Source organism: Gelria sp. Kuro-4 (genome assembly GCF_019668485.1).
GTDB lineage: Bacteria > Bacillota > DTU030 > DUMP01 > DUMP01 > DUMP01.
Window position 1 is genome coordinate 355,044 of sequence record NZ_AP024619.1, and the last position, 12,824, is coordinate 367,867.

15 protein-coding genes are annotated in these 12,824 nt (G+C 62.9%); 4 read left to right on the forward strand and 11 right to left on the reverse strand.

Annotated elements, in window-relative coordinates:
* Positions 1-104: 104 nt before the first annotated feature.
* From K5554_RS01890 to K5554_RS01900, 3 genes are all read right to left on the reverse strand, one after another.
* Entirely contained in the window at positions 105-845 is a 741-nt protein-coding gene (locus K5554_RS01890; RefSeq protein WP_221039480.1) for a CAP domain-containing protein, read from the reverse strand.
* A 247-nt stretch (positions 846-1,092) separates the two neighbouring features.
* On the reverse strand, positions 1,093-2,694 hold the full coding sequence (locus K5554_RS01895; RefSeq protein WP_221039481.1) for an SPOCS domain-containing protein: 1,602 nt from the start codon (positions 2,692-2,694) through the stop codon (positions 1,093-1,095).
* A gap of 142 nt (positions 2,695-2,836) precedes the next feature.
* Positions 2,837-3,256: a ferritin family protein gene (locus K5554_RS01900; protein WP_221039482.1), complete on the reverse strand. Its 420-nt coding sequence runs from the start codon at positions 3,254-3,256 to the stop codon at positions 2,837-2,839.
* Between the two features lie 156 nt (positions 3,257-3,412).
* On the opposite strand from K5554_RS01900, the gene K5554_RS01905 reads away from it, so the two are divergent.
* The 3 genes from K5554_RS01905 to K5554_RS01915 all read left to right on the forward strand — a co-directional run bounded on the left by K5554_RS01905 (position 3,413) and on the right by K5554_RS01915 (position 4,279).
* The gene (locus tag K5554_RS01905) at positions 3,413-3,634 is read left to right on the forward strand and encodes a hypothetical protein (RefSeq protein WP_221039483.1); all 222 of its coding nucleotides are present in this window, start codon (positions 3,413-3,415) and stop codon (positions 3,632-3,634) included.
* A gap of 30 nt (positions 3,635-3,664) precedes the next feature.
* The gene (locus tag K5554_RS01910; RefSeq protein ID WP_221039484.1) at positions 3,665-3,898 is read left to right on the forward strand and encodes a spore coat protein; all 234 of its coding nucleotides are present in this window, start codon (positions 3,665-3,667) and stop codon (positions 3,896-3,898) included.
* Positions 3,899-4,015: 117 nt separating this feature from the next.
* The gene (locus tag K5554_RS01915) at positions 4,016-4,279 is read left to right on the forward strand and encodes a hypothetical protein (RefSeq protein ID WP_221039485.1); all 264 of its coding nucleotides are present in this window, start codon (positions 4,016-4,018) and stop codon (positions 4,277-4,279) included.
* A 37-nt stretch (positions 4,280-4,316) separates the two neighbouring features.
* Here K5554_RS01915 and K5554_RS01920 read toward each other — a convergent pair whose 3' ends face one another.
* The 6 genes from K5554_RS01920 to K5554_RS01945 all read right to left on the reverse strand — a co-directional run bounded on the left by K5554_RS01920 (position 4,317) and on the right by K5554_RS01945 (position 10,108).
* The gene (locus tag K5554_RS01920; RefSeq protein ID WP_255565465.1) at positions 4,317-4,583 is read right to left on the reverse strand and encodes a Veg family protein; all 267 of its coding nucleotides are present in this window, start codon (positions 4,581-4,583) and stop codon (positions 4,317-4,319) included.
* 189 nt (positions 4,584-4,772) lie between these two features.
* Positions 4,773-5,639 (reverse strand): sporulation peptidase YabG, encoded by an 867-nt coding sequence (gene yabG / locus K5554_RS01925; protein WP_221039487.1) that lies wholly within the window; start codon positions 5,637-5,639, stop codon positions 4,773-4,775.
* 97 nt (positions 5,640-5,736) lie between these two features.
* Positions 5,737-5,931 (reverse strand): hypothetical protein, encoded by a 195-nt coding sequence (locus tag K5554_RS01930; protein ID WP_221039488.1) that lies wholly within the window; start codon positions 5,929-5,931, stop codon positions 5,737-5,739.
* A 75-nt stretch (positions 5,932-6,006) separates the two neighbouring features.
* The gene (locus K5554_RS01935; RefSeq protein ID WP_221039489.1) at positions 6,007-7,722 is read right to left on the reverse strand and encodes a ribonuclease J; all 1,716 of its coding nucleotides are present in this window, start codon (positions 7,720-7,722) and stop codon (positions 6,007-6,009) included.
* Positions 7,722-8,909 carry a tRNA uracil 4-sulfurtransferase ThiI gene (gene thiI, locus K5554_RS01940; RefSeq protein WP_221039490.1) on the reverse strand — a complete coding sequence of 396 codons (1,188 nt, stop codon included), beginning with the start codon at positions 8,907-8,909 and terminating at the stop codon, positions 7,722-7,724. The genes K5554_RS01935 and thiI overlap by 1 nt, the downstream gene beginning before the upstream one ends.
* A 44-nt stretch (positions 8,910-8,953) precedes the next feature.
* Complete coding sequence (locus K5554_RS01945; protein ID WP_221039491.1) at positions 8,954-10,108, reverse strand: cysteine desulfurase family protein; 1,155 nt, start codon at positions 10,106-10,108, stop codon at positions 8,954-8,956.
* A 105-nt stretch (positions 10,109-10,213) separates the two neighbouring features.
* On the opposite strand from K5554_RS01945, the gene K5554_RS01950 reads away from it, so the two are divergent.
* Positions 10,214-11,488, forward strand: a complete 1,275-nt coding sequence (locus tag K5554_RS01950; protein WP_221039492.1) for a phosphatase PAP2 family protein — start codon at positions 10,214-10,216, stop codon at positions 11,486-11,488.
* Between the two features lie 29 nt (positions 11,489-11,517).
* On the opposite strand, the gene K5554_RS01955 is transcribed toward K5554_RS01950, so the two are convergent.
* Complete coding sequence (locus tag K5554_RS01955) at positions 11,518-12,369, reverse strand: DegV family protein (protein WP_221039493.1); 852 nt, start codon at positions 12,367-12,369, stop codon at positions 11,518-11,520.
* 42 nt (positions 12,370-12,411) lie between these two features.
* Complete coding sequence (locus K5554_RS01960; RefSeq protein WP_221039494.1) at positions 12,412-12,771, reverse strand: phasin family protein; 360 nt, start codon at positions 12,769-12,771, stop codon at positions 12,412-12,414.
* Positions 12,772-12,824 lie beyond the last annotated feature (53 nt).

Below are 12,824 nucleotides of genomic sequence, written 5' to 3' on the forward strand. Positions count from 1 at the left end.
TTCCCACCTCACTCTACGAAGTGGAGTTCCCCCAGCCTTTCATCCCGCGCAGGGTCGCAGAGAACGCTGCGCTTACGGGACACGTCAGGAGAAAGGGAAGACAGTCACCCGATAAACTGCTGCGTAAACATCTTGCCATAGGGCCCGCCGTCCACTATTCCCACGCCGATGCACGTGAAGTGGGGACTTAAGATGTTGGCGCGGTGGCCGGAGCTCTTCATGAGGGCCGCGTGGGCCCGGTCCACGGTGGGCGCGCCGGCCAGGTTCTCCCCAGCATACCGGTAGCTGATGCCCGCACGCTGCATCTGTTCAAACGGCGAGCCGAGCTTAGGTGAGATGTGGCCGAAGTAGTTCTCTTCGATCAAATCCCGGCTCTTGGCCCGCGCCGTCTCCACCAGCCGCATGTCCACGGCGAGGGGCTTGAGGCCTGCCTTGGCCCGTTCCTGATTCACGAGCTCCACCATACGGGCTTCGTCCACCGTAAGGCCCGTCCGGGGAGCAGGAGCGGGCTCGGGTGCCGGCGCCGGCTGTGGTTCAGGGACCGGTTGCGGCTTGGGTACGGGTTGCGGCGCCGGTGCCGGTTGCGGATCCGGCGGCGTGCCGGTGCCGCCGCCCAGGCGGGCAACCACCTGTTCGCTCAAGCGCCGGGCCAGGTCGGCAATGGTCGCCGGACTGAGCAGGTAACCGAGGTGCCGCTGCAGCTGGGCGTGGACCTGGCTGTAAACTTGGTTGTAGCCGGTCCCGCCGGCAGCCGGGAGGGTGACCGTGGCCGGCCGGGCCTGGACCGCCAGGCTCAAGGCAAGAACCAAAAGCAGGGCCAGGAGCGCTGAAAACCGTTTCTGCATCTCTTTCACCTCTTACCATAACTTTGTGTAGAATTAAGTTGGCAGTATAATTATAACGGTGTCACCAGTTTTTGTGCAAAGTCCCAGTAAGAGGCGGATCCGGTTCATCCTCCCAAGAGAAAGGCTGGGGCGGCGTTGAACCCGGCTCGCAAAGGCAGCCGCCCTTTTCGCCTGCGGCACAGGCAACTGGAAACGAACCCCTAACAAAAAACCACGGACTGGGCCGTGGTTTTCTTCTTTGCGCTTTTTATCCCTGACCAATAACCCGGGGAGGAATACAGACCTTCTGGCCGGGGTAGAGGAGTTCCGGCTGCTTGAGGGTGGGGTTCGCGGCCAAAAGGGCCTCCAGGGTCACGCCGTAGCGCTGGGCGATGCTCCAGAGGCTCTCGCCCGGCTGCACCACGTGGAAGCGCATGCTCGGGCACTCGGCCATGGGTGGCGTCGGCGGGGCGCCCGTTTCGCGGACGTCCACCACCACGTTGAGCTGAACCTCTTCGGTAACCTTGGCAAATGCTTCCACGACGACAGCCTGGTGGACAACGTTGCCGCACGGTTGTTGTACAGGCATCGCAGGTGCCGGGCAAGTCGGGTCCACCGCAGGTTGCTTCGCCGCCGGGCCTTTCAGCGTGAATTCTATATCGCCAATGATCTTAACCCGTTCGTGAACGGTCATGTCCTCTTCGGCGCCCGGAGTGTCGAGGACGATGCTGAAGGGAACGTTCTCCGCATGGTGCCGCAGGAGATTCCCCATGTCCACAAAGATGATCTGCTTGTGCAGCGTGCCGCGGATAATGACTTTATCCCGTTTGACCTGGGCCGTAACATCCTCGATCTTCGCCATGATGGTGAAGATCTTCAGGGCCTGCATGGGCAGGGTGATATCGCTCTCGATAACCTCGCGCTCGGTCTCTTCCGCCACCACCTGCTCCACCTTGAGCAACCGGCGCTCCACCATGATGTTGGGGCCGGTAACGTTGGTAACCACCTGGAGCTGGAGCGGCTCGACGACCTTGACAAAGGCTTCGACGATGAGGGTTTGCCTCAGCTCCCGGCCCGGGATCATCTTAAGAGAGAATTCGTCGACGACGACGTCCACGTCCACAAAGGCTTCCATATCCGGCTCGGCGCCGGGGATGTCTACGGAAATGGCAAATGGAACGCTTTCGGCATGGTGGCGCACCAGGTTGCCTTCATCTACGAAGAAGATCTGCTTGTGCACGGTGCCACGGATGGTGACCAGGTCTTCTTTGATCTCGGTGGTGACGTTTTTCACCTCAGCCCGGACTTCGAAGATCTTGATGGCGTTCATGGGCAGCGTGACGGTGCTCTCGATGGTCTCCCGCTTGGTGTCCTCGCCCACCACGCTCTCGACGCGCAGGAGTTCACGGGTTACCTGGATGTTCGTGTCGGTGACGTCGGTCACAACCTCCATCTGCTCGGTCTCGGTGACCTTGACGAAGGCCTGCACGGCGACGTCCTGGTCCACCTCGCGCCCATCAGCGGAAAGGGTCCAGTCCACGCTGACGATCTTAGTGCGCACCTGGCAGTGCATATCGGGTTCCGCGCCCTCTACGTCCACAAAGAAGTGGAACGGCACGTCCTCCGCCACATGGCGCACCAGGTCGCCCTGGTCGACATAAAACACCTGTTTATGAATTGTTCCCTGCACGTAGACGCCATCACGCCGGACCTCGCACTTGGTGTCCTTGAGGGTGGCCTGAACCTCAAAGACCTTGATCGCACAGACCGGCAGGACGACGGTAGCTTGGATGGTTTTTGTCTCTGTAGCTTCTCCGACCACGCGTTGGACGCGCAGCAGGCGGCGGCGCACTGTAAGTTGAGGTGCCATGTTCTCTTCCCTCCTTGCCAAAATCTCAGTCTAAATATATGCGCACAGGAGGGGTTGTGTGCCCTCTTTTCCCGGCAAGAAAAATCCGGCCCCGCAGGGGAGGCCGGAGAAGGAAGGGGGTTGGGGGATATCAGGGGGTAAGCTAGGCGAAGTAGCGCTTGAGCAGCCCTTCCAGGGCCCGGGCGTGGCGCGCCTCGTCGCGCGAGGACTCGTCGAAGTAGTCGTGCGCATGATCCAGGCCGGCTTCCTTGGCCTGCACAGCGGCCTCGCGCTTGCCGCGGTTGGCTCCCTGCTCACCCTTGAGCATCCGCTCGATGTTCTCCTTGGTGCTGGCGGAGATCATCCCGTTGAGCTCGGCGTAGTGCGAAGCATGTTCAGCCTCTTCCCAGGCGATCCGCCGCAGGGCCTCGGCCACCTCGGGGAATCCTTCCCGCATGGCCTGGCGCGCCATGGCCAGGTAAAGGCCGACCTCGCTCGTCTCGCCCTTGAAATTCATTTCCACCGCTTGTTCCACGGCCGTCCCTTTGGTAACACCGAGCCTGCTCTCGTTGATGAGGTCCATGCGTCTGCCTCCTTGTCGATAATTGTAATCCTTACGATTACATAATAGCACCCGCCGTCGCTGCTGTCAAGTAGTATGTCTCTTTACCGCCGGCCGCATGAGCGCAGGAGGTGGAACAGATAATAAGGCTAGCTAAAGCAGTGAGGAGGTGACGATATGGCACCGGTGACAATGGCCACCGAGCGCGAAAAGCTGCACCTCATCGACCAAGTAAGCGCCGAGCAGCTCAAGCAAAAAAAATACGCCCTCTACGCCGCCGAAGCCGAGGACGAAGACCTGCAGGCGCTCTTTAGCCGTCTCGCCCAAAGCAGCGGGCAGCACGAGGAAAAGTTGCAGGAGCTGCTCCGGGAGACCGGTCTCGCCATTCAACCTCATTAAAACGCCCCTGCGTGCAAGGAGGAATTTGCTGTGCGTGAAGGAAAGCTGTGCGACCGCGACCGTCTTACCGATATGCTGCTTCTTTCCAAGGGCGTGGCCGGCGGGTACCATACCGCCGCGCTCGAAGCCGCCACGCCGAAGGTCCGCTCGACCCTGGCGAAGCTCCACGCCGAGGAGCTGAAAGACGCCGAGGCCCTGTTTTCCGCCATGGAAAAGCGCGGCTGGTACCGGCCCGAGCCCGCCGGTCCACCTAACCTGCGCTGACCGTCGCGCCGAAAGTACACGAAAACGGCCAGGTCTCACCACCAGCGGTGGGACCTGGCCGTTCGGCTGCACCCTGAGTCAGGCGCCGGCATAAGCTAGGGTTGGGAGGTGGTATCTATGGACAAAGCGCTCATTACCGCTCTCATTGTGGCCCTGGTGGAAGGTCTCAAGCGCCACGGGCTCGCAGCGGACTACGCTCCACTGACGGCCGTCGGCTTGGGCGTTGTACTTAGCCTGTTCAACCTTACTCTCTTTGGCGGCCTCACCTTGGCCCAGGCCATCGTTCAGGGCATCATCATGGGTCTTTCCGCGATCGGCTTGTACCACGCCGGCCGTGCCAGCCGCCTGGCCCTGCGCCGCCTGCGTAAAAGAAAGCGCTAAAAGGTAAGCCCCCTTGGTTCTGCACCAAGGGGGACGCTTATCTACAGGCTATTTTGCGTTCTTCTTCGTCGTCGCACAAGCTGATCTCTACCGTTTTTGTAAGCACGTCGGAGTAACTGTACGAGACTCTTTTAACCGTATCGTCGTCGATCAACCGGATGGTGAAAACGTTCGGGTAGGTCTGTTCCAGAACTCCCTCGCGCACAATCACCTTATGGCGTCCACGGTGAGCCTCCAGGCGCAGGCGCTGTCCGCGGCAAGCTTCCAGGTCCCGGCGGATCTCAGCTAGAGTGGTCTGGCGCACGGCTTGTGACCTCCCTTTCCGAAGGTTGAAGCCAGAATGGCTCTCAATGTCCATATTGTAACACAATTGTTCTGCCCTGTCAACAGAAACTATATATTATACAGAAGGCAAAGCCTGCCGTCAAGGTTAAGATTGCATTACATTTGGGGCTGGTGGCCGCTGCCGCCAGCCCCAAATGTCCCCAAGGCCTTACCCAGCTTTAGGGAAGCCCAGGCGGAACTTGCCGCGGGTTTCTATGCCCCCGATACCTTCTTTGCCGGTGATGGTACCGGCCACCAGCTCCGGCAATGAAACCAGCTTGGAGATGGGCGTAAACGCCACTTCTTCGGCGATGAACACCGGATCCAGGCAGTGGATAAGCACCCGTTTCGGCGCGCTGGCGTAATTGGCGCCGGCTGCAATGATGGCTTCAAAGTTGGACTGACACGCCCCAGCAAAAATCACCAGATCGTCTCTCCCCGGTACCACCTGCCGCGCGTTTCTTACCGCCTCGATGAAATAGCGCGTGTTGCGATAGCTGCGCGGGTCACTATAATCGCGGGCGCCCTTAATCAGGGCATCGTGCCCGGTGAGAATCAGGATATCCGGGGAGTGCTCCCGGATGAGTTCGGCCACGTACTTGGGCTGCTCTTGTTCCGTCACCTGCTTGCCTACGGCGGCGACACCGAGCTGCTTGTAGGCGCTGAGGCAGAACTCCAGGTAGTCGGGGTCGCCGTCGAGATGGAGCACCTTCCCCGGTAACTCAAAAAAACTTTCTTCCCCGCCGTTCCCCGCCGCCCCTTTCACCAGCTGGGCCCGGACCAGGCTCTGGCGTTCGCTGATGCGCCGGAAGCACTCGGCGTTGCGCTTGAGGAGCTTCTCTCTGTACTCCCTCAGCTCCCCCGCCTCCACCTTGCGCAGGTCGCTTAAGGGCGCATCAGCCAGGAGGCGCACATCCAGGCCCTTCAAGATGGCTACCGCGCGGTCTCCCTCGAAAAGTACCTCCATTACTTTGAAAAAAATATCCCCCTGATATGAACGACGGGTAACGATATCCCCCTGTTGGATTTTTTCCACGGCGGTCACACTCCCTTTACCCGTCCTACCCACAGCATATGACGGGCAAGGAGAAAGGGTGAATCCGGAGGGATTCACCCTTTGTAGTTAAAAGTCCTTAATCCAGCCACTCCGGCAGGTGACCGCCGGCCGTCTGCATGGCAAACTCCGGCCCGACGGCCTCCTCGCCGGCATCCACCTTGGCGGCGGCCAGGCGCACCGCCGGGCGCCGCAGCGAAGGCGTCAGGCGACTTAGGGTCTCGCCGCCCAGGTTGCCGTGGTTGCGGCCGAAACCGGCGCCGCTTCTCAGCACGTGAGCACCTCCTTCGGGGAAACCCCCGCTTTACTCGTCACTAGTGTTCACCCGGCGGAGGTGCGCTAGTCATAGCTAGATTTCGATTATGATGGGCAGGATATTGGGCCGGCGCCCGGTGGCCGCATCCAGGTAGCTGCTTAGGTTTTCTTGAATCTTGGCCTTGATAACCGACCACTCGGTGATCCCTTTCTCTTCAATTTCTTTGAGCGCGCCGCCCACCTGTTTCTTGGCCGCTTCCAGGAGCGCCTCCGACTCGCGCACGTAAACAAAGCCGCGCGTGATGATGTCGGGACCGGAGAGGAAGCGCCCCTTTTGCTTGTCCATAACTACCACCACCACCAGCACGCCGTTGGTGGCCAGCGAAAGACGGTCCCGCAGCACAATGTGACCCACATCGCCGACGCCCAGGCCGTCGATAAAGACAGAACCCGAGCTGACGTGGCCGGTGAGGGCGCCTTTTTCCCGGCTCACCTCGATGCGGTCGCCGATGTCAGGAATGAGAACGCGCTCCCGGTCAATGCCCAGCTCCTCTGCAATTTTGAGAAAAGCCGCCAGATGCCGGTACTCGCCGTGGAAGGGAATGAGGTAACGGGGCCGCACCATATTGGTCATAAACTTGATCTCTTCCTGGCTGGCGTGCCCCGAAACGTGCACCTGAGCCACTTCTTTGTAAACCACTTCGGCCCCGAGACGGAAGAGGTTGTCGATGGTCCGGCCCACCAGGCTTTCGTTCCCCGGAATGGGCGTGGCCGAGATGATCACGGTGTCCCCCTGGCGGATTTGCACCTGGCGGTGGTCGTTGTTGGCCATGCGGGTGAGGGCGGCCATGGGCTCGCCCTGGCTCCCGGTGGTGAGAATGACCACCTTGTCATCCGGTAGGCGGTTTATTTCCTCCAGCTCCACCAGGGTGCCTTTGGGCGCTTGGAGGTAGCCAAGCTCCTCCGCCACCGCCACGTTCTCGCGCATGCTGCGGCCGGCAATGCCCACCTTGCGCCGGCAGCGCACCGCGGTATCGATGGCCTGCTGGATGCGGTGGATGTTAGACGCGAAGGTCGCGATGAGGATCCGGCCCTCCGCCTCTTCAAAGACCCGGTCGAAGGTCTCCCCGACCACCTTTTCCGAGGGGGTGTAACCCGGCCGCTCGGCGTTGGTGGCATCGCAAAAAAGCGCCAGCACGCCCTTTTCGCCCAGAGCGGACAGGCGGGCGATGTCCGTGTGCCGGCCGTCGATAGGGGTCGGGTCAATCTTGAAGTCGCCGGAGTGAATGACGACCCCCGCCGGGGTATGAAAGGCCAGGGCGCACCCGTCCGGGATGCTGTGATTGGTACGAATCCACTCCACGCTGATCTGCCCCAGCTTCACCGGGCCGCCGCCCGGAACCACCACGTGGAGCTTGGCCTGCTTTTGCAGGTGGTGTTCTTCGAGCTTCTTTTGCACCAAGCCGATGGTGAGCTTGGTGCCGTACACGGGGACGTTGAGGCGGGGCAGCACGTAGGGCAGGGCCCCAATGTGGTCCTCATGCCCGTGGGTGAGGACAATGCCGCGCACCCGGTTGGCATTTTCCAGCAGGTAGCCGATGTCAGGCACCACCAGGTCGATGCCGAGGAGTTCCTCATCGGGAAAGGCCACCCCGGCGTCGATGACCACTATGTCGTCGCCGAACTCGACCACCATCATGTTCTTGCCGATTTCCCGCGTTCCCCCCAGGGGAATCAAGGACACCGCCGGTGCCGCCACGCGCTCGTCCCTCCTTTTCCCGGCCCGCGGCCGTCTCTTCGCTGTTTCCATTAGGTCTCCCAACTTCCTTCCTGCGTACTATCCACTTCTAATATTTCCGCCTTCGCCACCGCCTCCTGGAGCAGGGACTCCGCCACCAGCCCCGCTTCGGCAGCCTCCACCCGCTCCAGGCAGGGGTGGGTCTCCGGGTGGCGGGGCACAAACACGGTGCAGCAGTCGGCGTAGGGGCGGATGGAGATGTCAAAGGTGCCGATGGCTTTGGCGCGGGCGATGATCTCCTCTTTGTCCAGGGCGATGAGCGGGCGCAGCAGGGGAAGGTCCACCACCGCGCCGGTGGCGGCGAGGCTGGGCAGAGTCTGGCTCGCCACCTGGCCCACGCTCTCCCCGGTGACCAGGGCGGCAGCCCCCTCGCGCTCCGCCACCCGCCGGGCGATGCGCATCATCATGCGCCGCAGCAGAATCGTCTCGAGCTCATCCGGCCCGCCCTGGTGCAGCGCTTTTTGGATGGCCGTAAAGGGTATCACATAGAGCTTCACCTTGCCGCTGTAGCGCGCCAGCACGCGGCAAAGGTCGATCACCTTTTCCTTGGCCCGGTCGCTTGTAAAAGGAAAACTGTGAAAGTAGACGGCGACAATCTCCACCCCGCGTTTCATGATCATCCAGCCGGCCACCGGGCTGTCGATACCGCCGGAGAGGAGCAGCACCGCCCGGCCACTGACGCCGAGCGGCAAGCCGCCCGGTCCCGGCAGGGAACGCCAATACAGGTACGACCGGTCGCGCAGTTCCACGTGCAGGGTTACCGCTGGCCGGTGCACATCCACGCTCAGGTCCGGGAAACGCTGGAGCAGGTGAGCTCCCAGGGCCCTGTTCACCTCCGGTGAGGTGAGGGGAAAGGCTTTGTTGGGCCGGCGAGTATCCACCTTGAAGGTGCGGGCGCCGGCGGCGTACGCCTCCGCCAGGGACGCCTCCGCCGCCGTTTTGATGGCGCCGAGGTCAAGGTCCGTGCTTACCGCCGGGCTCACCGCCACCAGCCCAAAGACCCGGGTAAGACGGCGGCAGGCCTCCTCCCCGTCCCCGTTCAGGTGCACATAGATGCGCCCGTACTCGCGCCGGATACCCTGCACGCTCAGCCCCGCCAATGCGGCATGCATCCGCTCGATGAGTTTTCCTTCGAAAAGCCGGCGGTTTTTGCCCTTAAGGCCGATCTCCCCGTAGCGGGCGAGAATGAGTCCGGGCATAGCTGTCACTCCGTTTCACCATGGAACATTGTCTTTGCCACCTGTCAGCGCATCAGCGCCCGCAGCTCCGGCACTATCTCCTTCAAGCAGTCTGCGGTGTAGTCGATCTCGGCCTCCGTATTGGCCGGCGCCAGGCTGAACCGGATGGCGCCCTCGCGCTGGGCGGGAGGCAGTTTCATGGCCGCCAGCACATGGCTCCCCGGCGCATGGTGCGAAGAACAGGCCGACCCGGTGGAAACGTAGATCCCCCGCTCCTCCAGGGCATGGAGCAGCACCTCGCCCTTTACCCCGGCAAAGGAAAGGTTGAGGATGTGCGGCGCCCCGCGGTCATCCTGGGGACCGTTGGCTGTGGTATCCGGGAGCGCGTTCAGGGTGCGGTCACGGAGCCGCGCCTTTAGTCTACCCATGTGGGCACAGGCGGTCGCGCTCTCTTTTCCCATCAGCCGGGCGGCCACGCCCAGGCCGACGATCCCGGGGACGTTTTCTGTGCCCGAGCGCAGGCCGGCTTCCTGCCCGCCGCCCAGAAGCTGCGCCTCCAGGCGCACGCCGCGCCGGACAAACAGCGCCCCCACCCCTTTCGGCCCCTGAATCTTATGGGCGCTGAGGGACAAGAGGTCGATGCCCAGGCGGTGCGGCTCGAGGGGAAGCCGGGCAAAACCCTGCACGGCATCCACATGCCAGGCCGGTCGCGGCCGGCACTGGCTGAGGAGCCCAGCGATCTCGGCCAGGGGGGCGATGGCCCCCACTTCATTGTTGACATGCATGGTGCTCACTAAAATGGTCTCGGGGCCAAGGGCCGCCCGGAGGGCGTCCAGGTCGAGCATGCCTTCCCGGTCCACGGGCAGATAGGTTACCGAAAAGCCCTCTTTCTCCAGGCGATGAAAGGCCTCTAACACCGAAGGGTGCTCGACGGCGGTGGTGATAAGGTGCCGGCCCCGGCGCGCCCGCGCCCGGGCCAGGCCGAGAATGGCCAGGTTGTTGGCCTCCGTGCCCCCGGAAGTGAAGAAAATTTCCCCCGGTTCGGCAGCCAGCGTCTCCGCCACCGCCGCGCGCGCCGCCTTTACCGCCCGCTCCGCCGCCTGACCGCGCCGGTGAACCGACGAGGGGTTGCCGTAATCTTCTTCCATGGCCTTGACCATGGCCGCCACCACCTCCGGCCGCACCCGGGTGGTGGCACTGTTGTCTAAATAGACCTCCACTCCTGGCACCTTCCTTGTTCATGATTCCTTAATCTTGCTCTGGTATAGTATAATGAGTTGGCAATAACTCAGGGCGCGGCTCTGATTTTTGCAGGAGGGTGAGTGATGTCTAGTCTTCACCAATGGCTGGCGGCCACCACGGCCGTGCTCAGCCAGTACGGCTTAGGGGGCCTCATTGTCACAGCCTTTGCCGAAGCCTCCTTCTTCCCGGTGCCGCCCGACGTTATTCTCATTCCCCTTTGCCTCTTACAGCCCGCCTTGGGGTGGTGGTATGCGCTCCTTACCACCCTTTCCTCTTCCTTGGGCGGCGTCTTTGGCGCGTTCATCGGCCTGCGCTTCGGTCGCCCGCTGCTGCGGCACTTCGCCTCCCCGCAGCGCGTCGGCCAGGTGGAAGGTCTCTTTAACCGCTACGGCGGCTGGGCAGTGGCTCTGGCCGCTCTAACCCCGATCCCGTACAAGGTCTTTACCATCGCCGCCGGGGTTTTTCAGGTCAGCCCCTGGGTGGTGCTCGCCGCCTCCCTGGGCGGGCGCGGTCTGCGCTTTTTCCTCGAAGCCCTGACCATTTACCTCTGGGGTGAACAGGCCACCGCTCTCCTCAGCACTTACCTTGGCCCCGTCACCCTGGGCCTGGGGGTAGTCCTGGCGGCGGCCGCCTGGTACTTCGCCCGGCGCCCGCGGCGGGCCCGCCCCGCCTACACCGCCGTCCCCGCCTGGAGGTGGTGGTGGCAGCGGTCACCCCTCGCGCGCTGGGGCGAGCCCGGCCTGTACCTCATGGCCGGGGCGTGCCTCTCCTTTATCTTTCTGATTCTCTTTGCCAAGCTGGCCGATGAAGTGGCCGAGCAGGAGTTCCTCCGCGCCGACACCTACCTCTTGGCTCTCGCCGCTTCCGTGCGGCAGCCCCTCTTCACGCTGGTGATGCAGGCCGTCACCACCCTGGGGTCCTTTACCGTGCTTGTTCCGCTGGCCGCCCTGAGTATGCTGCTCTTGGCCCGCCGCGGCGCCCGTTTTCAAGCGCTGCTCCTGGCACTGGCCTTGGCGGGCGGCTGGAGCATCGACGAGCTCCTCAAATGGGGCTTTCACCGCACGCGGCCCAACATCGCGCGCCTCATCGACGTGAGCGGTTACAGCTTCCCCAGCGGGCACGCCATGGTGGCCACCGCCTTCTACGGGATGCTGGCCTATCTCTGGTGGCGCCGTCTACCCGCTGCGCCAGCGCGCCGGCTGGTGGTGGCGGCAACCCTGCTCCTTCTCCTCGGCATCGGCTTCAGCCGCGTCTACCTGGGCGCCCACTACCCCACCGACGTCTTGGGCGGCTTCTTGGCCGGCGCCCTCTGGCTCACCTGCTGCATCATGGCCGACCTGCCGCGGCCGGGCGCCTAGGGGGTGAACAACAAAGGGGGCACCGCCCCCTAGACCGTGTAGTAGATCACCCCGACCGCCCCCGGCCCCACGTGGGTGCCGATAACCGGCCCAAACTCGGAAGGTATGATCTCCGCCTGCGGCAGGGCCGCCAGCAGCTGGGTCTGAAGTTCCTGCCGCGTGTCCTTGGCGTCGGCATCGAGTACGGTGGCGGTCACCTTTTTCTCCCGGCTGCAGGCGCTTGCAGCGAGTTCCACCAGGCGCTCGAGCGCCTTCTTTTTTGTCCGCACCTTGTCCTCCACGCTGATAATCCCCTGGGCGTTCTTCATGGCCAGGATGGGCTTTACCGCCAGGAGCGAGCCCAGGAACGCCTGAGCCATACCGATGCGCCCGCCTTTGTGTAGGTAGTGCAGGTCGTCCACCATGAAAAAGGCCGTGACGTTGTCGATCACCGCACGCGCCCGCTGCAACACCTCCGGCAGCGCCCGGCCCGCGGCCACAGCGCGCGCCGCTTCCCACACTGCAAAGCCCAGCCCCAGGCAGGTGATGCGGCTGTCGAGGATATGGATATCGAGCTCGGGCAGCATGCGCCGCGCCGTTTCCGCCGCCGCCACCGTACCGCTCAGGTCGCCTGAGATATGGATGGAGACGATACTGCCCCCGTCGCGGCCCAGCTCTTGGTAGAGGGAGGCGAACTCCCCAGCCGGCGGTTGCGACGTGGTAGGTAGAGTCGCGGCGGAACGCAGGCGCCGGAAAAACTCTGCATTGGTGATGTCGCTTCCCTCGCGCAGCGAGGCCCCTTCCATGTTCACCCTGAGCGGCACCACGTGAATGTTATACTCCTTGATAACCGCAGGCGGCAGGTAGCTGGTGCTGTCAGTTACCAGGTGGATCTTTGGCACGGCGACTCCTCTCCCCCAAGCCGCGCGCCGGAAGGCACGCGGCTATTCGTTTTCCTGGTGCGGCGTTTCGACATTATCCACCGGGGCCGCAGGCTCTTGGTCTGGGCTCGGGCCCAGGCGGCGTTCCAGCGCGGCAACCCGTGCCTCCAAGGCGGCCAGGTCCTCGCGCGAGGCGCCTTTAAAAGCCTTTAGGGCGCGCTCGGTTTGTTCCCGCACCAGGCGTGTCAGGTTGTCCCGCTCCTTTTGCCCGCGTTCCCACAGCTCGCGCATCATCTCGCGGGCCTCCTCCTGGCTCACCTCGCCCTTTTTCACCAGTTCGTCAATCCCTTTTTCCAAGGCCTCCTTGGTCATGCTCAAGGCGCCGATGCCGAGCAGCATGGCTTTACGCAGCAGCGACTCCATTTCGCTTCCCTCCCGGTGAAGTTGTCTTTTCTTCATGATGCCCGGCCGAGACC